Source organism: Thauera sp. WB-2, assembly GCF_027594845.1.
Classification (GTDB): Bacteria; Pseudomonadota; Gammaproteobacteria; order Burkholderiales; family Rhodocyclaceae; genus Thauera; species Thauera mechernichensis.
The window spans coordinates 3,006,825-3,031,297 of record NZ_CP088935.1; the positions used below are offsets into that span (position 1 = coordinate 3,006,825).

Sequence of the window (24,473 nt, forward strand, 5' to 3'; positions counted from 1 at the left end):
GCGCGGGATGACTCACCGAGCCCAGTGAACACCATGACCCACCCCCCTGCCAGCATCGCTGGCGCGGCCAGCAACCCGCGGCTGAAGCTGAGCGGGATCAGCAAGATCTATCCGACTGTCGTCGCCAACGACCGCGTCGACCTCAGCGTCCGACCCGGCGAAATCCGGGCCATCCTGGGCGAAAATGGCGCCGGCAAGTCCACGCTGATGAAGATGATCTACGGCGTCACACGCCCCAGCGCCGGCCAGATCTTCTGGGAGGGGCAGGACGTCCAGGTCACCAGCCCGGCGCATGCGCGCAGCCTGGGCATCGGCATGGTGTTCCAGCATTTCTCGCTGTTCGAAACACTGACCGTGGTGGAGAACGTTGCCCTCGCCCTGCCCGGCGCCCAGGCTCTGGACGAGTTGGCCGAACGCATCACCGAGGTGTCGACGCGTTATGGCCTGCCGGTCGATCCGCGCCGCCACATCCACGCACTCTCGGTAGGCGAGCGCCAGCGCGTGGAAATCATCCGCTGCCTGCTGCAGGACCCGCGCCTGCTGATCATGGACGAGCCCACCTCGGTACTGACGCCGCAGGCGGTGCGCAAGCTGTTCGAGACCCTGCGCCAGCTGTCGGACGAAGGCTGCTCCATCCTCTACATCAGCCACAAGCTCGACGAGATTCGCGAGCTCTGCCACACGGCCACAGTCCTGCGCGCCGGCAAGGTCACCGGCGAATGCGAACCCGCCCGGGAAACCCCTCAGTCCATGGCACGCCTGATGATTGGCAAGGAGCTGCCGCATTGCGAGCATTCGCAGGCCGCCGCCAGCGGCGAAGTGCGCTTGCGCCTGGCAGGTCTGTCGCACGCTGCCGACGACCCTTTCGGCGTCGACCTGAAGGACATCCACCTCGAGGTACATGCTGGCGAGATCGTCGGCATTGCCGGCGTGTCGGGCAACGGCCAGCAGGAGTTGCTGCGCGCAATCTCGGGTGAGGAGCCGCTGGCCGAACGCTTCCCGGTGCAGATCTGCAATGTCGAGGCAGGCCGCCTCAAGCCTGGCCAGCGCCGCAAGCTCGGCCTGTGCTTCGTTCCGGAAGAGCGCTTGGGGCGCGGCGCCGTACCCGGCATGGCACTGGCCGACAACGCCCTGCTCACAGCCTCGCACACACAGGGCCTGGTGCGCGGCGGTCTTGTAGACGCGGGCCGTGCGCGCGCCTTCGCCGAGCGCTGCATCGAGGCGTTCAAGGTCAAGTGCGGCGGCGCTGGCGCACCCGCAAAATCGCTGTCGGGCGGCAACCTGCAGAAGTTCATCGTCGGCCGCGAGATCCTGCAAGCACCCAGGCTGCTGGTGTGCGCACAGCCGACGTGGGGCGTCGATGTGGGCGCCGCAGCGCTGATCCGCCAGGCCCTGATCGACCTGCGCGACCGCGGCTGTGCCGTGTTGGTGATCTCGGAAGAACTCGACGAGCTGTTCGAGATCTGCGACCGCATCACCGTCATCGCCAAGGGCCGGCTGTCTCCCGCCCGCCCCACTGCGCAGACGACGGTCGAGGACATCGGCGTGTGGATGAGCGGCCTGTGGCCAGGGGCCGAGACCGACGAACCACTTGCTGCGCCAACGCCTGCGGAGTCACTGCATGCTTGAACTCGAAGCCCGTGCCGAACCCTCGCGGCTGATGCCCTGGCTGTCGCCGCTGCTCGCGGTGGCACTCACCCTGGTCGGCGGCATGCTGCTCTTCCTTGCGCTCGGCAAGGATCCGATCGAGGGCTTTCGCATCTTCTTCCTCAACCCGGTACGCGACCTCTACGCCGTCTCCGAGCTGCTGCTCAAGGCGACGCCGCTGATGTTGTGCGCAATCGGCCTGGCAATAGGCTTCCGCGCCAATGTGTGGAACATCGGCGCCGAAGGCCAGTTCATGCTCGGGGCAGTGGCGGCAACCGGCGTGGCTCTGTACTTCGACGGCAGCCAGAGCAGCCTGCTGCTGCCGGCAATGGTGGCCGCGGGGGCGCTCGGTGGCGCGCTGTGGGCGAGCATCCCGGCCTTCCTGCGCACGCACTTCAATGCCAACGAGATCCTGGTGTCGCTGATGCTGGTGTACGTGGCGCAACTGTTCGTGTCCTGGCTGGTGTTCGGGCCATGGCGGGATCCGGACGGCTTCAACTTTCCGCAGACCAAGATGTTCGACGACGCCGCCACCATGCCGATGCTGCTCGAGGGCACGCGGCTGCACATGGGCTTCGCAATCGCGATCGGCCTGCTGGTCGCCGGCCATGTGTTCATGAACCACAGCTTCACGGGCTTTCGCATGCGGGTGGCAGGCGAAGCCGCGGCAGCGGCGCGTTATGCGGGTTTTTCGGCTTCGCGCATGATCTGGGCCGGCCTGCTCGCGGGCGGTGCAGCAGCAGGCATCGCAGGCATGGGCGAGGTCGCAGGGCCGATGGGCCAGCTCACCGACAAGGTCGGCAGCGGCTACGGCTTCGCAGCCATCATCGTTGCCTTCGTCGGGCGACTGAACGCCTTCGGCATCCTGCTCGCCAGTCTGCTGATGGCGCTGCTCTATATCGGCGGCGAGCAGGCGCAGCAGTATCTCAACCTGCCGAGTTCGATCTCGATGGTGTTCCAGGGCATGCTGCTGTTCTTCCTGCTCGGCTCCGACGTCTTCATCAACTACCGCCTGCGGCTGCGCCGCCGCGCCGCCTGAAGCGGGAACGCCCATGGACGCCAACCTGTTCACCTCGATGCTGTTCGCCACCGTGGTGGCCGGCACACCGCTCATCATCGTTGCCCTGGGACTACTGGTGAGCGAGAGGGCCGGTGTGCTCAACCTCGGCGCCGAAGGCATGATGGCCATGGGCGCAGTGACTGCCTTCGCCATCACCCATCACAGCGGCAGCCCCTGGCTGGGCGTGCTGGCCGGCATGGGCGCCGGCATGGCGATGGCGCTGCTGTTCGGCGTGCTTACACTCACCCTGATGGCCAACCAGGTCGCCTCGGGGCTGGCGCTGGCGATCTTCGGCGTCGGCCTGGCCGCATTCGTGGGCAAACCGTATGAGGCCGTAGCGCTGCAGGCAGTGCCGCCGATCCGCATCCCGTTCATCGCCGACATCCCGCTCATCGGCGAAGCGCTCTACAACCAGCAGTTGCTGGTGTACTTTTCCTGGGCGCTGTTCTGGGGCCTGCTGTGGTTCCTTTACCGCAGCCGTGCAGGCCTGGTGCTGCGCGCGGTAGGCGAATCGCCCGCCTCGGCGCATGCCATCGGCTACCCGGTGATCCGCATCCGCTATCTGGCAGTCCTGTTCGGCGGCGCCATGGCGGGCATCGGCGGCGCCTTCCTGTCGGTGTTCTACACGCCGATGTGGGCAGAAGGCATGGTCGCCGGCCGCGGCTGGATCGCGCTCGCGCTGGTGGTGTTCGCCACCTGGCGGCCATTGCGGGTAATGATCGGCGCCTACCTGTTCGGCGGCGTGATGATCACCCAACTCTTCATCCAGGGCTCCGGGCTGCAGATCGACTTCCCATCGCAGTTCCTGTCATCGCTGCCCTACTGGGCAACGATCGTGGTCCTGGTGGTGATCTCGCGCAACGTGAACACGATCCGGCTGAACTCGCCGCTCTCGCTCGGAAAGCCCTATCGGCCTGATGCCTGACGGGCACGCTGGACCTAGCACTTCGCGCTCGGTCGCTCGGCGATGCGGTCGCGCCATGCCTGAAGGTTGTCCAGCCCCTCGGCCACCGGCCTGAACTTCATCAGGCCGCGGGCGAACTCGATCGCGCAGAAGGCAGTGATGTCGGCAATGGTGAAGCGCTCGCCGGCGACGAAGGCGCGCGTCGCGAGTTCCTCATCCAGCCAGCGCGCCACCTCGCGCACCTTCTCGCCTTGCGAACGGCCGAACTCAGGGAACTGCGGCTGCTCCAGAGGAGCCAGGCCGGGATGGGTATGGCGGATGCAGTTGGCGATGCCACCGAACAGGTAGAACTCCATGCGCCGGTCCGCCATTTCGATGAAGGCGCGCTCCTCGAAGCTTGCCCCCATCAGGTTGGGCTCGGGATACAAGCCCTCGAGATAGGAACAGATGGCGCGCGTCTCTCCGAGCATGCGACCGTCGTCGAGTTCGAGCACCGGCACCTTGGCCAGCGGGCTCTTGGCACGAAAGTCCGAACTGCGATGCTCGTTCTTGCCGATCTCGACGACCACCTCTTCGATACCCCTGATGCCCTTCTCGGCAATGAACATCTGGACCCGGCGCGGATTGGGTGCGCGCGGCGAAATGTAGAGCTTCATGTGTTGTCCTCGGGGCGCAAGGCAGCGCCCGCTTCAACGGACGCCCGGCCCAGTGCTCGATGGTAGCGCGTGCATGTTGCTTATGCAGCTATAAGCCGGGACGTATAAGTGCTATCAGAGGCCGCCAGTTTCCGAATCGGGGTCCGCTCCTAAACTGCGGGTACTGCACGACTGGAAGCAACACGCCTGCGAGCAGGCCGACAACGACAAACCAGGCCACAGCGCCAGAGACACGGAGACACCACAATGAGCGGGACGACCCCAGCCTACCCCGACCCGGCCAAGCCGCCGCGCCCGGCCGTCGACGAGCACTCACCCGACTACATGCCGCCGCTGTCGCGCGCGATTCCGCTCGGCATCCAGCACATCATGGCGATGTTCGTCGGCAACATCACCCCCCCGATCATCATCGCCGGCGTGATCGGCGCGACCATGGACGAGCGCATCTTCCTGATCCAGGTGGCCCTTTTCGTCGCCGGCATCTGCACCCTGATCCAGTCGATCGGCATCGGCCCCATCGGCGCCCGCCTGCCCATCGTGCAGGGCACGAGCTTCGGTTTCCTGCCGGTGGCACTGCCATTGGCGAAGGCCTTCGGGCTGCCCGCGGTACTCGGCGCATCGCTGGTTGCCGGCCTGCTGCAGGTGTTCCTGGGTGCCTTCCTGGGCCGCGTTCGCCACCTGTTTTCGCCAGTAGTGACCGGTATCGTCGTGCTGCTGATCGGGCTCATCCTGATGCCGGTCGGGCTGCGCTACGCCGCTGGCGGCGTAGGTGCACCAGACTTTGCCGCGCCGCATCACCTGCTGCTGGCGCTGTTCGTGCTGATCGTGACCATCGGCTGCCACCAGTTCGGCCGCGGCTTCATCAAGCTCGCCTCGGTGCTGGTCGGTCTCGTCAGCGGCTACATCGTCGCGATCGTGCTGGGCTGGGTGGACTTCTCAAGGGTCGAGACAGCCGCCTGGTTCGCCGTGCCGCAGCCGATGGTGTTCGGCATGGAGTTCTCGCCCACCGCCATCCTGGGCATGTGCATCATCATGTTCGTGGTCGGCCTGGAGACGATCGGCAACATCTCGGCGATCACGGTCAGCGGCGCCAAGCGTGCCGCCACCAACAAGGAGCTCTCGGGCGGCGTCATGGGCGATGGCGTGGCCACCGCCTTTGCCTCGGTCTTCAACACCCTGCCCAACACCGCCTATGCGCAGAACGTCGGCCTGGTCGCACTGACCGGCGTGGTCAGCCGCCACGTGGTCACCATCGGCGGCATCGTGCTGATCGTGCTCGGCCTTTTCCCCAAGCTGTCGGCGGTGGCCTCGGCAATGCCCCCGGCCGTGCTCGGCGGCGCCGCCATCGTGATGTTCGGCATGATCGCCTCGGCGGGCGTCAAGATCCTCGCCGAGAACGAGCTTGATCAGCGCTCGATGCTGATCCTGGCCGTTTCGCTGAGCCTGGGCGTGGGCCTGCCGCTGGTGCCCGAGATCAGCACCGCCGTGCCCGAGCAGGTCGCCCTGCTGCTGAAGTCCGGCCTCATCCCGGCTGCGCTCGCTGCCCTCGTCCTCGATGCCGTGCTGCCCAAGCCGCGCCATTGAGAAACCGCCACGCCAGCCCACGAGATTCCACGGAGACATCCATGTCCTACGAGATCAGATCCATCCTCTACGCCTCCGACCTGACCCCGCGCTCACCTGCCGTGTTCCGTCATGCCGTAGGCCTCGCGCTCAGATTCGGCGCCAAGCTGCACGCCGTCACCGTGACCACGCCGACCACCTCCCTGCCCTTCACCGAGTTCATCAAGAAGGAAACGCTGGACGAGATCAAGGTCGCCGGCCGCAACCAGGCTGAATCCCTGCTGCAGCAGCGCATCGACATCTTCGCCGAGGCTCACCCCGACATGGACGTGAAGTCGGTGCTCACCAGCGTGCGCGCACTGGAGGGCGAACCCGCCCGCCAGATCCTCGACATGGCCAAGCACACCCTGGCCGACATGATCGTGATGGGTTCGCGCGGTCATAGCGCGATCGGCGAACTGCTGATCGGCTCGGTGGCACACAAGGTGACCATGAAGGCCGACGTACCGGTGGTACTGGTGCCGATCGACCGCTGAGCGCTCCACCAGACCCGATGCGGCCTGCAGACGCAGGCCGCTCCTGCTAGGCCGATGCGCTCACGATACGCCGCCCGCAGTCGCTGAGCAGCCGACGCAGCCAGCGATGCCCAGGGGACTGATGATTGCGCTCGTGCCAGAGCTGATAGAAGCGCATCGGCGGAAAAGCGATCGGTGAGGGCACGATCGCCAGCGGCAGCAGGTTGGCATAGAACTGGGCGAAGTGACGGGTGGTGGTAAATACCAGGTCGGTGCCCTGCAGCAGGTAGGGGGCCGCGGTGAAGGACTGGACGACGACGCGTTCCTCGCGGTGGATGCGCATCGACGCCAGCACGCTGTCGATCACCCCGCGCTGGCTGATCGAATAGGGCATCGGCACCACATGCACCGCGCGCGCATAGTCTTCCGCGCTCATGCCCTTGCGCGCAAACGGGTGTGAGGCCGCCACCAGGCAGACGATCTCGTCTTCGAGCAGCATCGACAGGTGCATGCGATGCGGTGGCTCGGGCCAGTTGCCGATCACGACGTCTAGGTCGCCCTCTGCAAGTGAGCGCTCGAAGTCGAAGTTCGGCCCGAGCGAGTGCAGCGTCAGGCGCGCCTGCGGCGCCTCGCTGCGGAAACGCTCGGCGACTCCGGCGATGAACACCGGCGCCAGGTAATCGGGCGAGCCGATACGGAACTCATGACGCGTGCTGTCGGGCTCGAAGGCCTCTGGCCCGTCGACCATGCGGTCGATCTCGGCGAGCGCCCCCTTGGCATGCGACACCAGCGCGAGCGCGCGCTCGGTGGGCACCATGCCGCCTTTCTCGCGCACCAGCAGCGGATCGCCAAGGATGTCGCGCAAGCGCTTGAGCGCAGCACTGATCGCGGGTTGCGACTGATTGAGCTTGAGCGCCGTACGTGACACGCTGCGCTCGCCGATGAGCAGCACGAATACGCGCAGCAGGTAGGTATCGAGCGGGTCATCGCTACGCCTTAGGGTCATGCTCGTCTCCTCGTCCACGGTGATGGGAGCCCGGCCTGGGGTCGCCGAGTCAGATATGCGCCAGCATATATCACTTATAAACATATATGCGATTACTTAATACACCCTAGGCTTAAACTGCAACTCAGATCAAGGGCCTGAGCACGGGCCCGCCCCACACCAGACAGCATGCAGGAGACAACACCATGGGACGCCTAACCACCCACGTTCTGGACACCGCCAAGGGCAAGCCGGGCAGCGGCATTGCGGTGATCGTCTACAGGCTCGATGGCGAGCGCCGCGAAGTCGCGCGCACCGTCACCAACCACGACGGCCGCTGTGACCAGCCCCTGCTCGAAGGCGCCGCGCTCGAGGCCGGCAAGTACGAAATCATCTTTGCCGCCGGCGACTACTTCCGCGCCCAGGGGCTGGACCTGCCCGAGCCACTGTTCGTGGACGAAGTTGCGCTGCGCTTCGGCATTGCCAACACCGAGCAGCACTACCACGTACCCCTGCTGGTCTCGCCGTGGAGCTACTCCACCTACCGCGGCAGCTGAGCCTCGCGCTTCCCCCACTGACAAAGAGACAAGAACATGGAAGCCTACCTGCTCGACTGGGCCAACCTGCTGGTCCGCTGGGTGCACCTGATCGCAGGCATTGCCTGGATCGGCGCCTCCTTCTACTTCGTCATGCTGGACAACTCGCTGAAGCCCCCGAAAAAGCCCGAAGACGCGCAGCGCGGCGTGTTCGGCGAGTTGTGGGCCGTGCATGGTGGCGGGTTCTACCACAGCCAGAAGTACCTCACCGGCCCCAAGGGCGAACCACTTACCCAGGACCTGCACTGGTCCAAATGGGAGGCCTACAGCACCTGGCTGTCAGGCATGGGCATGATGGCGCTGATCTACTGGATCGGTGCCTCCAGCTACCTGATCGACAACAGCGTCATGGCGCTATCGCCCACCGCGGCAATCGCCATCTCGATCGCCTTCCTGGTTGCCGGGTGGGTCTTCTACGACCTGCTGTGCCGCAACATGATCGGCAAGGACGGCGTGCTCGCAGCCATCGTGTTCGTTTTCGTGATGGTGGCCAACTATGCGCTGCATCAGGTGTTCTCGGCCCGCGGCGCCTACATCCACGTCGGCGCCATGCTCGGCACGATGATGGCGGCCAACGTGTTCTTCCACATCATTCCCGGCCAGAAGAAGATGGTCGAGCAGATCCGCCGCGGCGAAGAGGTCGACACCATGCCCGGCATCGTCGGCAAGCAGCGCTCGGTGCACAACACCTACTTCACCCTGCCGGTGCTGTTCATCATGATCAGCAACCACTACCCGATGACCTATGCGCATGCCAACGGCTGGCTCGTGCTCGGCGTGCTGATGATGGCCGGCGTGCTGATCCGCCAGTTCTTCGTGCTGCGCCATCGCGGCCAGGTCAAGTGGTGGCTGCCGGCCGCCGGCAGCGCGCTGATCCTGCTGTTGATCGTGCTGATGGCTCCCAAGCCGGTCGACGCCAGCGGCGAGCAGGTGTCCTTTGCCACCGTCAAGCAGATCATGGACCAGCGCTGCGTGAGTTGCCACGCCGCCTCGCCCACCTTCGAGGGCTTCGCCCAACCCCCCAAGGGCGTGATGCTGGAGAGCGCGGAGCAGATCGCCCAGCACGCGGTCATGAGCGCGCAGACGGTCGCCAGCGGCTACATGCCGCTCGGCAACCTCACCGGCATCACCGATGAAGAACGCCAGGCCATCGCCATCTGGTTCGCCCAGGGCGCGAGGACGCAGGACTGAGCGCGCCGCCGAGAACGCATCGCAAGAGACCCACGCCATGAACGCTACGCCCAACACCCTCACCCTACAGGCGCTTTCCGCCCTGTCCCAGCCTGACTTCGTCAGCCACCTGGACGGCATCTTCGAGCACTCGCCCTGGATCGCCGAGCGCGCCTGGGCCCAACGCCCGTTCGACAGTATCGACGGCCTGCACGCCGCCATGCTCGCGGTGCTCGATACCGCCAGCACGGCCGAGCAACTCGCCCTCATCTGCGCGCACCCTGAGCTTGCCGGCAAGGAAGCGGAGGAAGGCACGCTCACCACCGCCTCCACCGGCGAGCAGCGCGGCGCCGGGCTGGACCAGTGCAGCAAGGACGAGTTGCAGCGCCTGCGCAGCCTCAACAAGGCCTACCGCGAGCGCTTTGGTTTCCCCTTCGTCGTCGCCGTGAAGGGGCTCAGCCGCCACCAGATCATGGATGGCGTCGAGGCCCGCCTGAGCAACGATCGCGACACCGAATTCGCCCGCTGCCTGCAGGAGATCGGCAAGATCGCCCGCTTCCGCCTCGATGCCTTGTTCGCCTGACCCACCGGAGCCGAGCATGAAACCGAACACCCCGAGCACTCCGAACGCCCCCTACCCCCGCGACCTCGTCGGCTACGGCCGCAACCCGCCGCATGCCGACTGGCCGGGCCGCGCCCGCATCGCCGTGCAGTTCGTGCTCAACTACGAGGAAGGCGGCGAGAACTGCGTGCTGCACGGTGACGCCGGCAGCGAGCAGTTCCTGTCCGAGCTGTTCAACGCCGCCAGCTACCCCGAGCGCCACCTGTCGATGGAGGGCATCTACGAGTACGGCTCGCGCGTGGGCGTGTGGCGCTTCCTGCGCGAGTTCGAGCGCCGCGGCCTGCCGATGACGATCTTCGGGGTGTCGATGGCGCTCGAGCGCCACCCCGAGCTCACCGCCGCGTTCAAGGAACTGGGCCACGAGATCGCCTGCCACGGCTGGCGCTGGATCCACTACCAGAACGTGCCCGAGGAGATCGAGCGCGAGCACATGAAGATCGGCATGGAGATCATCGAGCGCCTCACCGGCGAGCGCGCGCTGGGCTGGTACACCGGCCGCGACTCGGTGAACACCCGGCGCCTGGTGGCCGACTACGGCGGCTTCCTTTACGACTCGGACTACTACGGCGACGACCTGCCGTTCTGGACCGAGGTGCGCAAGACCAACGGCGACACCGTGCAGCACCTCGTTGTGCCCTACACCCTCGACACCAACGACATGCGCTTCGCGCTGCCGCAGGGCTTCTCGCACGGCGACGAGTTCTTCGAGTACCTGAAGGACGCCTTCGACGTGATGTACGCCGAGGGCGAGGAGCGCCCGGCGATGATGAGCATCGGCATGCACTGCCGCCTGCTCGGCCGCCCGGGCCGCTTCCGTGCGCTGCAGCGCTTCCTCGACCACATCGAGAAGCACGACCGCGTATGGGTGTGCCGCCGCGTCGACATCGCCCGCCACTGGATCGCGCGCCACCCCTACAACCCGAAATGATTTCAATGGGCTCAGACCCCATTGATCCAACGCATTGCTCCAACTCTGACAAGGAGAACACACATGGCCAGCCACACTCCCGGCGCCCCCGTCTTCGCCCCCCCTGCCGAATTGCCCGACTGGGCGCTGCGCTCGGTCGACCTCGCCAACCCGCGCCTGGGCGCCAAGGCAATCGCCGCCTCCGACGACTTCTTCGCCGAGGTCGCACGCATGCTCAACCCCGAGCCCGCACAGTTCGTCCCCGGCAAGTTCGACACCAACGGCAAGTGGATGGATGGCTGGGAGTCGCGCCGCAAGCGCGTCGCCGGGCACGACTGGGCTCTCGTCAAACTCGGCGTCAAGGGCGTCATCCGCGGCTTCGACGTCGACACCTCTCACTTCACCGGCAACTACCCGCCCGCCGTCTCGATCGAGGCCTGCGTCTCCGGCGCCGATGACGTGGCCGCGCTCCAGGCCGCGACCTGGACCGAGATCCTTCCGGCCACCCCGATGGGACCCAACAGCCATCACCTCCTCGAGTGCGCCAGCACCGCGGCCTGGACCCACCTGCGCGTAAACATGTATCCGGACGGCGGCATCGCGCGCCTGCGCGTCTATGGCCGCCCGGTGGGCTCGCTCGCGGCCAAAGCCGCCGCGGGCGAACTCGTCGATCTGGTGGCGATGGAAAATGGCGGCCGCGCCGTGTCGTGGAACGACGCCAGCTTCGGCTCTTCGGCCGCCGCGCTGTTGCTGCCGGGCCGTGGCATGAACATGGGCGATGGCTGGGAGACCCGCCGCCGCCGCGAACCGGGCAACGACTGGTGCGTGCTCGAGCTCGGCGCCCCCGGCACGGTCGAGCGCATCGAGGTCGACACCGCCTTCTTCAAGGGCAACTACCCCGATCGCTGCTCGATCCAGGCCGCCTATGTCACCGGCGGCACCGACCGCTCGATCACCACCCAGTCGATGTTCTGGCACACCCTGCTGCCCGAGCAGAAACTGGAGATGGATGCGATCCATACCTTCACGGAGCAGGTTGCCAAACTCGGGCCGATCACCCACGTGCGCTTGAACATCTTCCCCGACGGCGGCGTCTCGCGACTGCGCCTGTGGGGCAAGGTCGAGGCCAAATAAGAAGACCGGCGCTGCGCGGGCGCAGCCCTGCGCCCGGGCGCCCGACCAGCGTGTCGCCCCCTTCCTCACCCGAGAGCACACCATGACCGCGCACCCCGCCCTCCCCCTCGCCGTCGAGCCCCTCACCCACGAGGCCTTCGCACCCTTCGGCCAGCTCATCGAGGCCCGCGACGCCGCACCGCACTTCACCATCAACGCCGGCAACACCGAGCGCTACCACGACCTCGCTCGCATCGAGCCCGGGCCCGAGGGCCGCGTCATCGTCTCCATCTTCCGCGGACAGCCCCGCGCCCTGCCCTTCACCGTGAACATGATGGAGCGCCACCCGCTCGCCTCACAGGCCTTCATCCCCATGTCGGGCAAGCCCTATCTGGTCGTCGTCGCCCCCGCGGGCGCACCGCCCACCGCACAAGACCTGACAGTCTTCCTCGCCCGCGGCGACCAGGGCGTCAACTACGCCCCCGGCGTCTGGCACCACCCCCTGCTCGCACTCGACGAAATCTGCGACTTCATCGTCATCGACCGCAGCGGGCCAGGGCACAACTGCGACGAGATCCAGCTCGAGACCCCGGGCAGGATCGCAGCGCCCACATGAACCCATCGGCCGGCACCGGCACGTGACTCGCGACACATCCACAACACAATAGCAGCCCGCACTACCGCGCCACGCTGCTAGGATAGGGCGTTTTGGCTTCTGCCCTGCCCAATGAGCACCTCCGAGTCGAGGCTGTTCCAGGCCGCCGTAATGCAGTCGTGGAACGCGATCGTAATCACCGATGCCGACCTCACCGTCGGCGGGCGGGTGGAAATCGCCAACCCAGCCTTCTGCGCGATGACCGGCTATACGCTCGAAGAGCTGAAAGGCCAGACGCTCAAGCGCCTGCAAGGCCCGGAGACCGACCGGGCAGTGATCGACGAGTTGCGCATCTGTCTGCAGGAAGGGCGCTTCTTCGAAGGCACGGCGATCAACTACCGCAAAGACGGTACGCCCTACACCGTGCATTGGAGCATCACCCCCGTCCGCGACGACGAGGGCAAGCTCACGCACTTCGTGTCGATACAGCAGGACATCTCCGAGCATGTCCGCGCCGACCGCGAGAATCGCCTGCTCGCGCGCGCGCTCGATGCCGCCAGCGATCCGATCATCATCACCGACACCGCTAAGCGCATCATCTTCGCCAACCTCGCCTTCGCCAACGTGACCGGCTATGCGGTCAACGAGGTCATCGGCATGACGCCGGCCCTGTTCCGCTCCGGCGAGCACGACGAAAAGTTCTATGCCGAGTTGCACACCTCTCTGGCCAGCGGCAGTGACTTCCGCGCCACCTTCACCAACCGCCGGCGCGACGGCTCGCTATACCACGCCGAGCAAAGCATCTCGCCGATCTGCGACGACGCCGGCCGCATCAGCCACTACGTCAGCGTAAGCAAGGACATCTCCGAGCGCGTCGACATCGAGCATGCGCTACGCCAGGCCGCGACCGAGGACACCCTCACCGGCCTGCACAACCGGCGACACGGTGAGCAACTGCTGAAAGAGGCCCAGCGTAGAGCGCAGGTGCAGGGCACGCCGCTGGCCCTGCTGGTCTGCGACATCGACCATTTCAAGCAGATCAACGACCGCTTCGGCCACCCCGCGGGCGATCGCGTACTGCGCGACATCGCACACATCCTCCGCCACTCGGTGCGCAGTCGCGACAAGGTGATGCGCTGGGGAGGCGAGGAGTTCCTGATCCTGCTCGAAGACTGCCCCCAGGCGGCAGCCGTCGAGCTAGCCGAACGCATCAGGTTGCGCGTCGCCGCCCATCGCGATACCCAGGTCGGTGCATGCACGGTGTCGTTTGGCCTTGCGCTGCGGAAGCCAGGCGAGACGACGGATGCCCTCTTCGCACGCGCCGACGCTGCGCTCTACCAGGCCAAGCGCAATGGCCGCAACCGCTTGTCGCTCGCCTGAGCGCGACCGCACTCAGGCTGCACAAGGTCTCATCACCGCCCCGCGCTCGCATGCACCGCGCGGGGCTGGCAAGCCCTGCGCTCAGCGGCCGAGCGCATAGAACTCCGCGTTGGGCCGCATGCTCGTCACGTTGGCAAGACGGTTGGACATGCCGAAGAAGGCCGCGATGCCGGCGATATCCCAGATGTCCTCCTCGGTGAAGCCGTGCGCCTGCAGCAGTTCGAAATCGGCCTCGCCCACCAGATGCGAGGTCTGCGAGACCTTCATGGCGAAATCGAGCATCGCCTTCTGGCGAGCGCTCAGATCGGCCTTGCGGTAGTTGACTGCAACCTGGTCGGCGATGAGCGGGTTCTTGGCGCGGATGCGCAGGATCGCGCCGTGGGCGATCACGCAGTACTGGCACTGGTTCGCATTGCTGGTCGCCACCACGATCATCTCGCGCTCGGCCTTGCTCAGGTTGCCCGGTTTCTCCATCAGCGCGTCGTGGTAGGCGAAGAAGGCACGGAACTCATCGGGCCGGTGGGCGAGCGTAAGGAACACGTTGGGGATGAAACCGGACTTCTCCTGAACGGCCTCGATGCGCGCGCGGATGTCTTCGGGCATGTCCTTCAGTTCGGGGACAGGGAAACGGCTCACTGCGGATTGCTGTGCCTGGGTCATGCTTTCTTCTCCTTGGAATGATGAAACGGTTGATCCTGACGGGACGGCTCTAGCGATTGACGTCCACGACGATGCGGCCGCGGACCTCGCCCCTGAGCAAGCTGTCGGCGAGCGGGATGGCCTCGGCCAGTCCGACCTCGCGGCTGATCTGCCCGAGCTTGGCCAGATCCAGATCGCTTGCCAGGCGTTGCCAGGCCAGCAGCCGGTCCGCACGCGGGCACATCACGCTGTCGACGCCGGCCAGGGTGACGCCGCGCAGGATGAAGGGCGCGACCGTCGCCGGAAGGTCCATGCCCGCCGCCAGCCCGCAGGCAGCGACCACGCCACGGTACTTGGTGGTGGCGCAGACGTTGGCCAGCACATGGCTGCCGACCACATCGACAGCGCCGGCCCAGCGCTCCTTGCCCAGCGGCTTGCCAGGCGACGAGAACAGCGCACGGTCGACCACCTCCGCCGCCCCGAGCGCCTTGAGGTAGTCGGCATCCTGCGTGCGGCCGGTCGCCGCCACCACCGTGTAGCCGAGCTTGGCGAGCACCGCGATGGCGACGCTGCCGACACCGCCGGCAGCGCCGGTGACCAGAATCTCGCCGTCCCCGGGCTGGACCCCGTGGCGTTCGAGCGCCAGCACGCACAGCATGGCGGTATAGCCCGCGGTGCCGATCGCCATCGCCTGTTGCGGCGTGAAGGCCGCGGGCAGCGGCACCAGCCAGTCGCCATTCAGACGCGCCTTCTGCGCCAGGCCGCCCCAGTGCACCTCGCCCACACCCCAGCCGTTGAGCACCACTGCGTCCCCGGGTTTGTATTCCGGATGGGTGCTGTCCTCGACCACCCCGACCAGATCGATGCCCGGGACCATCGGAAACTTGCGCACCACCGGCCCCTTGCCGGTAATCGCCAGCCCGTCCTTGTAGTTGAGCGTCGAGTGGCTGACGCGCACGGTCACGTTGCCCTCGGGCAACTGCGCTTCGTCAAGCGTCTTGACGCTCGCGCGGTAACCCGCATCGTCCTTCTCGATCAGTACGCCCTTGAACATGTCATCCCCTCCAGATTTAGACCGAACGTCTATAAAAACACGAAAAAAGTCAGCCCTTGGGCAGCCCGGCGAAGTAGAAATCGGCAAACAGCTCGAGCGGCCTCGCACTGCGCTCGAGCTTGGCACGCAGGACTGCGCCTTCCCAACCAATCCAGAACACTGCAGCGAGTCCCGCGCAGTCGGCCTGTGGTGCCAGCCACCCTGCCCGCTGTGCCTCGTTCAGGCAGGCCGCAAAACGGGCCTGCCAATCCTCGAAAGTATCCCTGAGCCGGACCCGAAAGCTCTCCGGCAATGCGCCCATCTCCTGCCCGAGGTTGCCGATCAGGCAACCTCGGCGGAATTCATGGCGTGCCATGCCTTCTGCCGCGTCGATGACGAAAGCGCGCAGGCGCGCCAGCGGTGGGCGTGCCGGATCGAGCAGATGGCGATCCAGCTTGCGGGCAAAGAACACGCCGTAGCGTCCGATCACCTCGAGGCCGTAGTCTTCCTTGCTGTCGAAGTAATGGTAGAAGGAGCCCTTGGGCACGCCTACGCGGCCAAGGATCTCCTCGATGCCGGTGGCCGAGAAGCCCTTCTCGGTGAACACCTCCAGGCCCGCACGCAGCAACAGCTCGCGCGTCTCCATCAGGTCTGCGCGCTGTCTGGGCGGCCTGCCGCGCCGACGGGGAGTCTGCTGTTCCGGAACCATGGGCAGATATTAGACCGATCGTCTTTATAAATGCAAGGAAACTCCCGACGACACCCTCGGCACGCACCGCTGGCCCGCCAACACACGAGACCCAGGCACCGACCTCAACCAGGAGTTGAACCTGCGCCAGCCGCAGCGCAGCTGCGAGGAATGATCCATGCCAAGGCGCTGCGGGCAACCCGCTGCTAGCATCGCCCCATGAGCCTCTACCAAGACTTTGCCGAGCGAACTGCAGTACTGATTGCATCGGGCGTACTACGTCCCGGCGACAAGCTCCTCTCCGTGCGACAGGCCTGCAAGACCCATGGCGTCAGCCCGATCACGGTCACCCAGGCCTACCACCTGCTCGAAAGCCGGGGCCTGATCGAGGCGCGACCAAAGTCGGGCTACTTCGTGCGCGCCCGGCTCGGCCGCAAGCTGCCAGAGCCCGAGATGACGCACCCTGTGGGCGGCTCCACGGCGCTCGAGGTCAGCGACTTCATCTTCCAGATCCTCGACAGCGTTCGCGATCCTGCGATCGTCCCATTGGGATCGAGCTTTCCGGACGCGCGGCTGTATCCGCTCGACAAGCTCGGGCGCTTCCTCGCCGCGGCCGCACGTCACCTGGACCCGCTGGCCACGGTGACCGACCTGCCTCCGGGCAATGAGGAGCTGCGCCGACAGATCGCATTGCGTTACCTGGCGCATGGCGCCTCGGTGTCGCCACAGGAGATCGTCGTCACGTCAGGGGCGATGGAAGGGCTCAACCTCTGCCTGCAGGCCCTGACCCAGCCCGGCGACCTGGTTGCCATCGAATCACCCACCTTCTACGCCGGGCTGCAGGCCAGCGAACGCCTTGGACTCAAGGTGATCGAGATCCCGAGCCACCCGCGCGAGGGCGTGAGCCTGGATGCGCTGGCCGATGCGCTGCGCCATCATCCGGTCAAGGCCTGCCTGTTCATGCTCAACTACGCCAACCCGACGGGCAGCCGCGTAGCGGACGAGAACAAGCGCGCCTTGCTGGAGCTGCTGCGCAAGTACCAGGTTCCGTTGATCGAGGACGACGTCTATGCCGAGCTGTACTTCGGCCGCGAGGCCCCCTTGTGCAGCAAGGCAATGGACACCGACGGACTGGTGCTGCACGTATCTTCGTTCTCGAAGTGCCTCGCCCCGGGGTACCGCGTAGGTTGGGTCGCAGCGGGGCGGTTCGCCAAGAAGGTTCAGCGGCAGAAATACTCGACCAGCCTGGCGACTGCCGTGCCGGTGCAGATCGCGCTGGCCGATTACCTCAAGCACGGCGGCTTCGACAACCACCTGCGTCAGCTGCGCAGGCAGCTTGCCACTCAAGAGGCACAACTCCTGGCCGGCATCGAGACGCACTTGCCCCACGACATCCGCCTGGCCAGGCCGGACGGCGGCTACTTCCTGTGGCTGGAGCTACCTGCCCGGGTCGACACGCTGCAACTGCACGAGGCAGCGCTCGCACACGGCATCAGCACCGCGCCAGGGCCGATCTTCTCGGCGAAACGCGAGTTCTCCAGCTACCTCCGACTCAATTTCGGCCACCCCGCCACGGCACGCCAGGACGATGCACTGGCCACGCTCGGCAGGCTGATCAAACGCCAGCTATAGGCTGGCGAGACGGGTGAAGCTGTCGCCGAACAAGGTCGTCAGCACGATCGCGATCGGGGTGAAGGCAATGAAGAAACGCAGCACATTGCGAAGGAAGGGGTGCACCAGCTCAGCCTCGATGAAGTAGCGTGCGACCAGCCGGCCCTTGATCCAGATGATCGCGGCGACGATGAGCTGCACGGTGTCCTGCCCACCGAGGCCGGCGCCGAGCTGCGGGCTGACGAGGGTAAGGCCGACCAGCCCCAGCCAGGCCAGGACCAGGGGTTGCAGCGAGGTGGCGGGCTTGCGTGCGGAGGTATCCATGATCAGGCCAGAACGTAGCAGAAGGGAAAAATGACCAGCCAGATGATGTCGGTGGCATGCCAGTAGCTGGCAAGCGCCTCCAGACCGCCGTGTTCGTCGGCAGTGTAGATCCCGAACCCGTGCCGGGTGAGGACCCAGAGGATGCCGAGGATGCCCCAGAAGGCGTGCACCATGTGGGTGAAAGTCAGGTAGTAATAGACGGTGAAGAAGATCCCCGACTGCCCATCGATCCCTTGCGCAAGATTCCACTGGATCTCGAAGTACTTGACCAACGGATAGCCGAGTGCGGCGACCAGGCCCGCAATCAGCCAAGCGATCGATTCGCGCCTGCGCCCGGCACGCAGGCGGGTGACCGAGCAGGCGATGAAGAAGCTACTGCTCACCATCAGCAGCGTGATGAGCACGCCCGCCGTCTGCGAAAGACGCTCGGCCCCCGCATGGAAATCCTCCGGGAAGTGCGCGCGAGCGACGAAGTACACGATGAACAGCACCAGAAACTCGACAAACTCGCAGCAGATCCCGACCCAGATACCCTTGTTGCCGGGCACCCTACCCGCACTGGGGGGCAGATCCGCTGCATTGGGAAGACTCATCGTATTGGCAATCACGGTACTCAACTCCTGACTCGACACCTTCATTGTCACCGCCTGCCGATGCGCAGACAGGAACAGTCGGGCCGATAGTCATCCGGCACAGCAAGACAGCCAGCCAGAATCTGTACCTGTTCTAAATCAAACAATCTGAATCTGCACCTATCCCACCCGGGATGATGTACTTCCGGCCATCTTTGAAGCCGGAGTACATCCATGAACCCACCCGTCAGCAAGGCGCGCGAAGCCCGGCTGGAGTTCTATCGCAAGAAGGGAAAGGTCCACGCCAAGGCGGTGCAGGGCCGCTTCAACGGCCTGCGCTGGGCAATGGTCTGGCTTACCCAGATCGTGTTCTACGGTGCGTGCTGGTTGCCATGGACGACGGCGACAGGCAGGCGGCAGGCGATCCTGTTCGACATCGTCGACGAAAAGCTCTATCTCTTCGACCTGGTGCTGTGGCCGCAGGACGCGCTGCTGCTCGCCTTCATCCTGATCCTGGCCGCCACCGCGCTGTTCTTCACCACCGCCATGGCGGGGCGCCTGTTCTGCGGCTTTGCCTGTCCGCAGACGGTCTATACGTCCATCTTCGTGTGGATCGAGGGCAAGGTCGAGGGCGACCACCTTGCCCGCCTGCGCCTCGACCAGAGCCCGATGTCGGCGCGCAAGCTGCTGATCAAGTCGGTCAAGCATGGCATCTGGGCGCTGGTGGCGGCGTGGACCGCGATCACCTTCGTCGGCTACTTCACCCCGATCCGGGAACTGCTGCCGGCGATCGCCGGCTTCCAGACCGGCCCCTGGGAGACCTTCTGGCTGATCTTCTACGCGACCTTCACCTATCTGCAGGCGGGGCTGGCACGCGAGGCCGTTTGCCAGCACATGTGTCCGTACTCGCGCTTCCAGGGGGTGATGATCGATCCGGATACTGCAAACGTCAGCTATGACAGCCGCCGCGGCGAACCGCGTGGTGCCCTGCGGCAATCCACCAACAAGGGCGACTGCGTCGACTGTGGCATCTGTGTGCAGGTGTGTCCGACCGGCATCGACATCCGCGACGGTCTTCAATACCAGTGCATCAACTGCGGCCTGTGCATCGACGGCTGCGACGAGGTCATGGACCGGATCGGCGCGCCGCGCGGCCTGATTCGCTTCACGAGCGCGCGCGAGCTTGCCGGCCGACCGCAGGCTGCAGCGGCCCGGTGGCGGCCGCGGACTCTGGTCTATGTCGGCCTGCTGCTCGTGTTCGCTGCGCTCGGGTTGTGGACACTGAACGAGCGCGTGCTGCTGCGGGTGGAAGTGCACCGCGATCGCGGTGCACTGATGCAGGAGAGCACCGAGGGACGAATCGAAAACAATTACATCCTCAAGCTCATCAACATGGAGGAGGCGGCCCACCAGTTCCGCATCGGTGTGAGCGGCCTGCCGGGGCTGCGAATCGAAGGCACCAGCGAGTTCATGGTCGAGCCGGGGCGCGTCCATACCGTCACGCTCACCCTGTCGTCCCCGCTCGAAGGCATGCCGTCAGGCGTGCAGCCGATCGTGTTCGAGACGGTGGCACTGCACGACCAAAGCCTTGCCGTGCGCGAGAAGAGCACCTTCATCCTGCCCACCCACTGAACAGTCAGCCATCATGTACCGCTATAACGAAACCGATCAGCGCCTGGTCGATGACCGCGTCCGCCAGTTCCGCGACCAGATGCAGCGCCACCTCGACGGCAAGCTCAGCGAGGACGACTTCCGCCCACTTCGCCTGCAGAACGGGCTGTACCTGCAGCGCCATGCGCCGATGCTGCGCGTGGCCATCCCCTACGGCACGCTGTCGAGCATGCAGTTGCGCATGCTTGCACACATCGCACGCACCTGGGACCGCGGCTACGGGCACTTCACGACGCGCAGCAACATCCAGTTCAACTGGGTCCGCTTTGCCAATGTGCCGGACATCTTGGCCCTGCTAGCCACGGTCCAGATGCATGCAATCCAGACCTCGGGCAACTGCATCCGCAACATCACGACCGACCAGTTCGCCGGCGTTGCACGCGACGAGATCCTCGATCCTCGCCCCTATTGCGAGATCGTCCGCCAGTGGTCGGCGCTGGCGCCCGAGTTCCAGTTCCTGCCGCGCAAGTTCAAGATCGCCATCGCCGGCGGTGAGGAGGACCGCGCGGCGGTGCGATTCCACGACATTGGCGCAAAGGCGTGTCGGAGCGACCAAGGTGAGCCCGGCTTCGAGATCTTCGTCGGCGGCGGTCTCGGTCGCACGCCGATGGTGGGGCACTGCATCAAGCCCTTTCTGCCACGCGCCGAGTTGCTGAACTACTTCGAGGCGATCCTGCGTGTCTATAACCGCTATGGACGTCGCGACAACAAGTACAAGGCGCGGATCAAGATCCTGGTCAAGGACCTGAGCGTCGAAGGTTTCGCACGCGAGGTGGACGCGGAATGGCGTCATACGCGCGGCGCGGGAAGCCTGATCCCGGAATCCACCTTCGCAACGATGGAAGCGTTCTTCGCGCCACCTGCGTACGCCGACGCGCGGGCAACCGATCTGGCTTTCGTTGCCCCTCGCGCCGAGAATCGCCCTTTCGCGCGCTGGGTCGAGCGTAACGTGGCACCGCATCGGCACCCCGGGTACGGCATCGTCACCCTGTCGCTGAAGAAGACCGGGGTGCCGCCGGGCGATGCGACAGCCGACCAGATGGACCGGGTCGCCGAGTTGGCCGAACGCTTCAGCGCCGGCGAGATCCGCGTCAGCCACGAGCAGAACGTGATCCTGCCCAACGTGCCGCTGCGTGACCTGTATGCGTTGTGGGAGATCGCGCGGAGAAGCGGGCTCGCAACGCCAAACATCGGCCTGCTGACCGACGTTGTCTGCTGCCCTGGGGGCGACTTCTGCGCGCTGGCCAACGCAAAATCCCTGCCGGTCGCCGCCGCAATCCAGGCGCGCTTCGACGACCTCGACTATCTGTTCGACCTCGGCCCGCTGGAGCTGAACATCTCCGGCTGCGTCAATGCCTGCGGCCATCACCACATCGGACACATCGGCATCCTCGGCGTCGATAAGAACAACGAGGAGTGGTACCAGGTGACGCTGGGCGGCAGCGAAGGCAAGCACTCCCGCCTCGGGCGCGTGATCGGGCCGTCCTTCGCGGCCAGCGACATTCCCGACGTCATCGAACGAATCCTGCAAGTCTATTTGCGCGAGCGCCTCGCCGAAGAGTGCTTCATCGACACGCTCGATCGTATCGGCCTCACTCCTTTCAAGCTTGCCGTCTATGGAGAACGCCATGAAGCCGCTCATTAAGGATGGGCGCATCGTCGCCGACGAATGGAGCCTGCTCTCGCACGAGGCCCTCGACGACATCGACCTGACCCCCGCCGGCCCTCGGCAGATCGTACCGCTTGCGCACTACCGCACGCACGCCGAAGTGCTGCGGACGCAAGGGCACCGCATCGCGATCCTGCTCGGCCCGGATGATGAACCCGACGCCGTGGCGCCGTATCTGGCGGACATCGCTCTCGTCGCCATCCATTTTCCGAGCTTCACCGATGGGCGAGGCTATTCAACGGCGCGTCTGTTGAGAGTCCGCTTCAACTTTTCAGCCGAAATACGCGCGGTCGGCGACATCCTTCGCGACCAGCTGTACTTCCTGCACCGCTGCGGCTTCGATGCATTCTCGCTGCGAGCAGACCAGGATGTTAACGCCGCACTGAGTGCCTTCGACGACTATGCGTGGGCGCCCGATTTCGGCGCTCTTCCTCGCACCGCCCCCAAGGGCTCCCTCCCACTTCGAGATCCTGCCGCAGACAAGTGATCGGTGTTGACATCGCAAATGCACGCGGCTCGGCTCGCGGCCCCCCCGCTGTCGCCCCAGTGGCGCTCAGGGCTGCCCCAGTCTGCCTTGCCCGTGTCCTGCACGAAGATGGCAGATGGCGCAGCCTGCCCGGCGGCTCAGGGCTTCAACCGATATCCCGTCCTCAGCATCCACGTCGCGAGCGCCACGAACACCGTGAGGAACAGCAGCGTCATCGCCAGGCTCACGCCCACCGGCACGTCGCCGCTGCCGTAGAAGCTCCAGCGGAAACCGCTGACCAGGTACACCACCGGGTTGAACAGCGATACCGTGCGCCACGCCGCAGGCAGCATGTCGATGGAGTAGAAGCTGCCGCCGAGGAAGGTCAGCGGCGTGATGATCAGCAAAGGGACGAGCTGAAGCTTCTCGAAGTTGTCCGCCCAGATGCCGAGGATGAAGCCGAGCAGGCTGAAGCTGACCGCGGTGAGCAGCAGGAAGCCGATCATCCATACCGGGTGTTCGATGCGCAGCGGAACGAAGAGGGTCGCGGTGGCAAGGATGATCACGCTCAGGATGACCGCCTTGGTCGCCGCAGCCCCGACGAAACTGAGCACGATCTCGAAGTGCGAAACCGGGGCCGACAGAATCTCGTAGATCGTGCGCGAGAACTTCGGAAAGAAGATGCCGAAGGAGGCGTTCGACACGCTCTGCGTCAACAGGTTGAGCATGATGAGCCCGGGCACGATGAAGGCGCCGTAGCTCACCCCCTCCACCTCGGGGATACGCGCGCCGATTGCCGAACCGAAGACGACGAAGTACAGGGTGGTGGTGATCACCGGCGCCAGCACGCTCTGCAGCAGGGTGCGCTTGGTGCGAGCCATCTCGAACAGGTATATCGCGCGAACGGCGTGCCAGTTCATCGTGCGCCCTCCGCGGCCGCCCGGGCCTCGCTGCCGTTTTCGCCCCCAAGCGCAGGCTCGTTGACCAGGCTGACGAAGATATCTTCGAGCGAGCGCTGGGTGGTGTGCAGGTCGGCGCAGGCAATGCCCGCGCCGGCAAGGTCCTGCAGCAGGCCGGCGATCGCGCTGTCGCCGGACTCACCGTTCCGGCCCGTCTCGTAGCGATACACCAGCGTGCTGCCCCCCTTGCCCAGCGTCAGCCCGTAACGATCCAGCGCGGGCGGAATCTCGGTGATCGGCACCACCAGTTGCAGGGTGAGCTGCTTGCCGCCGAGCTTGTCCATCAGCACCGCCTTGTCCTCGACCAGGATGAGCTCGCCCTTGGCGATCACGCCGATGCGGTCGGCCATTTCTTCGGCCTCCTCGATGTAGTGGGTGGTCAGGATCACCGTCACGCCCTCGTCACGCAAACGGCGCACGAGCTGCCACATGTCACGCCTCAACTCGACGTCGACGCCCGCGGTCGGCTCATCGAGGAACAGCACCTTGGGCTCATGCGACAAGGCCTTGGCGATCAGCACCCTGCGCTTCATGCCGCCGGACAGGGTCAGCATCCTGCTGTCCTTCCGGCTCCACAGCGACAGCGCCTTGAGCAGGCGCTCGAGGTAGGCCGGATCGGGCGGCTTGCCGAACAGCCCGCGGCTGAAGCAGACGGTGTTCCACACCGTCTCGAACGCCTCGGTGGTGAGCTCCTGGGGCACCAGGCCGATCTGCGCGCGTGCGGCACGGTAGTCGCGCACGATATCGTTGCCATCGACCCGCACGCTGCCGGCCGTCGCGTTGACCAGTCCACAGACCACGCTGATGAGCGTGGTCTTGCCCGCACCGTTCGGCCCAAGCAGCGCGAAGATCTCGCCGCGGCGGATGTCGAGATCTACACCTTTCAGCGCAGTGAATCCGGATGCATAGGTCTTGGAGAGCGCCGAGATCGAGATGATGGAGTCCATGGCGTCGAAGATAACAGATCGAGATCGCAGGCAAACGCGGATGAACGTGTGCTCATTCTGATCTATGTCAGAGCAGCCATACCGAAACGCCCCATAATGGGCACTCACAGGACCCTGCGATCACGACCCGCATGAACAGCCCACTCTGCGCCCCCGCTTCAATGCATGGCCGACGGCAACG

The 24,473-nt window shown here is 65.5% G+C and carries 25 protein-coding genes; 16 read left to right on the plus strand and 9 right to left on the minus strand.

Going from position 1 to position 24,473, the window contains the following annotated elements; all coding sequences use genetic code 11:
- Positions 1 to 33 precede the first annotated feature (33 nt).
- From LQF09_RS13725 to LQF09_RS13735, 3 genes are read left to right on the plus strand one after another with little or no spacing between them, the layout of a single operon-like run.
- Positions 34 to 1,629: an ABC transporter ATP-binding protein gene (locus LQF09_RS13725; protein ID WP_198291817.1), complete on the plus strand. Its 1,596-nt coding sequence runs from the start codon at positions 34 to 36 to the stop codon at positions 1,627 to 1,629.
- A complete protein-coding gene (locus LQF09_RS13730) occupies positions 1,622 to 2,686 on the plus strand; it encodes an ABC transporter permease (protein WP_002930187.1) in 1,065 nt (354 codons plus the stop codon). The genes LQF09_RS13725 and LQF09_RS13730 overlap by 8 nt, the downstream gene beginning before the upstream one ends.
- 13 nt (positions 2,687 to 2,699) lie before the next feature.
- On the plus strand, positions 2,700 to 3,632 hold the full coding sequence (locus tag LQF09_RS13735) for an ABC transporter permease (protein WP_002941875.1): 933 nt from the start codon (positions 2,700 to 2,702) through the stop codon (positions 3,630 to 3,632).
- Positions 3,633 to 3,646: 14 nt separating this feature from the next.
- On the opposite strand, the gene LQF09_RS13740 is transcribed toward LQF09_RS13735, so the two are convergent.
- Complete coding sequence (locus LQF09_RS13740; RefSeq protein WP_270068236.1) at positions 3,647 to 4,267, minus strand: glutathione S-transferase family protein; 621 nt, start codon at positions 4,265 to 4,267, stop codon at positions 3,647 to 3,649.
- 246 nt (positions 4,268 to 4,513) lie between these two features.
- On the opposite strand from LQF09_RS13740, the gene LQF09_RS13745 reads away from it, so the two are divergent.
- Together LQF09_RS13745 and LQF09_RS13750 are read left to right on the plus strand one after the other, a co-directional pair.
- On the plus strand, positions 4,514 to 5,851 hold the full coding sequence (locus LQF09_RS13745; RefSeq protein ID WP_270068237.1) for a uracil-xanthine permease family protein: 1,338 nt from the start codon (positions 4,514 to 4,516) through the stop codon (positions 5,849 to 5,851).
- A gap of 41 nt (positions 5,852 to 5,892) precedes the next feature.
- Positions 5,893 to 6,366 carry a universal stress protein gene (locus LQF09_RS13750; RefSeq protein WP_002930200.1) on the plus strand — a complete coding sequence of 158 codons (474 nt, stop codon included), beginning with the start codon at positions 5,893 to 5,895 and terminating at the stop codon, positions 6,364 to 6,366.
- A gap of 46 nt (positions 6,367 to 6,412) precedes the next feature.
- On the opposite strand, the gene LQF09_RS13755 is transcribed toward LQF09_RS13750, so the two are convergent.
- Complete coding sequence (locus LQF09_RS13755) at positions 6,413 to 7,351, minus strand: LysR family transcriptional regulator (RefSeq protein ID WP_002930219.1); 939 nt, start codon at positions 7,349 to 7,351, stop codon at positions 6,413 to 6,415.
- A 185-nt stretch (positions 7,352 to 7,536) separates the two neighbouring features.
- Between LQF09_RS13755 and uraH the strand changes: the two genes are divergently transcribed.
- From uraH to LQF09_RS13790, 7 genes are all read left to right on the plus strand, one after another.
- Positions 7,537 to 7,887, plus strand: coding sequence for a hydroxyisourate hydrolase (uraH, locus tag LQF09_RS13760; protein ID WP_270068238.1), 351 nt, complete (start codon positions 7,537 to 7,539; stop codon positions 7,885 to 7,887).
- 36 nt (positions 7,888 to 7,923) lie between these two features.
- The gene (locus LQF09_RS13765) at positions 7,924 to 9,117 is read left to right on the plus strand and encodes a urate hydroxylase PuuD (RefSeq protein ID WP_002941853.1); all 1,194 of its coding nucleotides are present in this window, start codon (positions 7,924 to 7,926) and stop codon (positions 9,115 to 9,117) included.
- A 37-nt stretch (positions 9,118 to 9,154) separates the two neighbouring features.
- The gene (uraD, locus tag LQF09_RS13770; RefSeq protein ID WP_002930235.1) at positions 9,155 to 9,679 is read left to right on the plus strand and encodes a 2-oxo-4-hydroxy-4-carboxy-5-ureidoimidazoline decarboxylase; all 525 of its coding nucleotides are present in this window, start codon (positions 9,155 to 9,157) and stop codon (positions 9,677 to 9,679) included.
- 16 nt (positions 9,680 to 9,695) lie between these two features.
- The gene (puuE, locus tag LQF09_RS13775) at positions 9,696 to 10,646 is read left to right on the plus strand and encodes an allantoinase PuuE (protein WP_270068239.1); all 951 of its coding nucleotides are present in this window, start codon (positions 9,696 to 9,698) and stop codon (positions 10,644 to 10,646) included.
- Positions 10,647 to 10,709: 63 nt separating this feature from the next.
- Positions 10,710 to 11,759: an allantoicase gene (alc, locus tag LQF09_RS13780; RefSeq protein WP_270068240.1), complete on the plus strand. Its 1,050-nt coding sequence runs from the start codon at positions 10,710 to 10,712 to the stop codon at positions 11,757 to 11,759.
- Positions 11,760 to 11,841: 82 nt separating this feature from the next.
- Complete coding sequence (locus LQF09_RS13785; protein WP_270068241.1) at positions 11,842 to 12,354, plus strand: ureidoglycolate lyase; 513 nt, start codon at positions 11,842 to 11,844, stop codon at positions 12,352 to 12,354.
- 111 nt (positions 12,355 to 12,465) lie between these two features.
- Positions 12,466 to 13,713: a sensor domain-containing diguanylate cyclase gene (locus tag LQF09_RS13790; RefSeq protein WP_270068242.1), complete on the plus strand. Its 1,248-nt coding sequence runs from the start codon at positions 12,466 to 12,468 to the stop codon at positions 13,711 to 13,713.
- Positions 13,714 to 13,794: 81 nt separating this feature from the next.
- On the opposite strand, the gene LQF09_RS13795 is transcribed toward LQF09_RS13790, so the two are convergent.
- Genes LQF09_RS13795 through acuR form a run of 3 tightly spaced genes read right to left on the minus strand, consistent with a single transcriptional unit; the run spans position 13,795 to position 16,031 of the window.
- Positions 13,795 to 14,373 carry a peroxidase-related enzyme gene (locus LQF09_RS13795; RefSeq protein ID WP_002941838.1) on the minus strand — a complete coding sequence of 193 codons (579 nt, stop codon included), beginning with the start codon at positions 14,371 to 14,373 and terminating at the stop codon, positions 13,795 to 13,797.
- A gap of 49 nt (positions 14,374 to 14,422) precedes the next feature.
- Complete coding sequence (acuI, locus tag LQF09_RS13800; protein ID WP_270068243.1) at positions 14,423 to 15,406, minus strand: acrylyl-CoA reductase (NADPH); 984 nt, start codon at positions 15,404 to 15,406, stop codon at positions 14,423 to 14,425.
- Between the two features lie 49 nt (positions 15,407 to 15,455).
- Positions 15,456 to 16,031: an acrylate utilization transcriptional regulator AcuR gene (gene acuR, locus LQF09_RS13805; RefSeq protein ID WP_002930246.1), complete on the minus strand. Its 576-nt coding sequence runs from the start codon at positions 16,029 to 16,031 to the stop codon at positions 15,456 to 15,458.
- Positions 16,032 to 16,292: 261 nt separating this feature from the next.
- Here acuR and LQF09_RS13810 point away from each other — a divergent pair, with 261 nt between their 5' ends.
- On the plus strand, positions 16,293 to 17,705 hold the full coding sequence (locus tag LQF09_RS13810; RefSeq protein WP_270068244.1) for an aminotransferase-like domain-containing protein: 1,413 nt from the start codon (positions 16,293 to 16,295) through the stop codon (positions 17,703 to 17,705).
- Here the strand turns inward: LQF09_RS13810 and LQF09_RS13815 are convergent.
- Entirely contained in the window at positions 17,700 to 18,008 is a 309-nt protein-coding gene (locus LQF09_RS13815; RefSeq protein WP_002930251.1) for a hypothetical protein, read from the minus strand. The two genes, LQF09_RS13810 and LQF09_RS13815, sit on opposite strands and share 6 nt — an antisense overlap.
- A gap of 2 nt (positions 18,009 to 18,010) precedes the next feature.
- The gene (locus LQF09_RS13820) at positions 18,011 to 18,646 is read right to left on the minus strand and encodes a cytochrome c oxidase subunit 3 family protein (protein WP_443081764.1); all 636 of its coding nucleotides are present in this window, start codon (positions 18,644 to 18,646) and stop codon (positions 18,011 to 18,013) included.
- 168 nt (positions 18,647 to 18,814) lie between these two features.
- Here LQF09_RS13820 and ccoG point away from each other — a divergent pair, with 168 nt between their 5' ends.
- Genes ccoG through LQF09_RS13835 form a run of 3 tightly spaced genes read left to right on the plus strand, consistent with a single transcriptional unit; the run spans position 18,815 to position 22,407 of the window.
- The gene (gene ccoG / locus LQF09_RS13825) at positions 18,815 to 20,212 is read left to right on the plus strand and encodes a cytochrome c oxidase accessory protein CcoG (RefSeq protein ID WP_270068245.1); all 1,398 of its coding nucleotides are present in this window, start codon (positions 18,815 to 18,817) and stop codon (positions 20,210 to 20,212) included.
- A gap of 13 nt (positions 20,213 to 20,225) precedes the next feature.
- Positions 20,226 to 21,896 carry a nitrite/sulfite reductase gene (locus tag LQF09_RS13830; protein WP_270068246.1) on the plus strand — a complete coding sequence of 557 codons (1,671 nt, stop codon included), beginning with the start codon at positions 20,226 to 20,228 and terminating at the stop codon, positions 21,894 to 21,896.
- Positions 21,868 to 22,407, plus strand: a complete 540-nt coding sequence (locus tag LQF09_RS13835; RefSeq protein ID WP_270068247.1) for a DUF934 domain-containing protein — start codon at positions 21,868 to 21,870, stop codon at positions 22,405 to 22,407. Before LQF09_RS13830 ends, LQF09_RS13835 begins: the two co-directional genes overlap by 29 nt.
- Before the next feature lie 137 nt (positions 22,408 to 22,544).
- Here the strand turns inward: LQF09_RS13835 and LQF09_RS13840 are convergent, their stop codons facing one another.
- Positions 22,545 to 23,306: an ABC transporter permease gene (locus LQF09_RS13840; protein WP_002930261.1), complete on the minus strand. Its 762-nt coding sequence runs from the start codon at positions 23,304 to 23,306 to the stop codon at positions 22,545 to 22,547.
- Positions 23,303 to 24,292, minus strand: a complete 990-nt coding sequence (locus tag LQF09_RS13845; protein ID WP_270068248.1) for an ABC transporter ATP-binding protein — start codon at positions 24,290 to 24,292, stop codon at positions 23,303 to 23,305. Before LQF09_RS13845 ends, LQF09_RS13840 begins: the two co-directional genes overlap by 4 nt.
- Between the last annotated feature and the right edge of the window lie 181 nt (positions 24,293 to 24,473).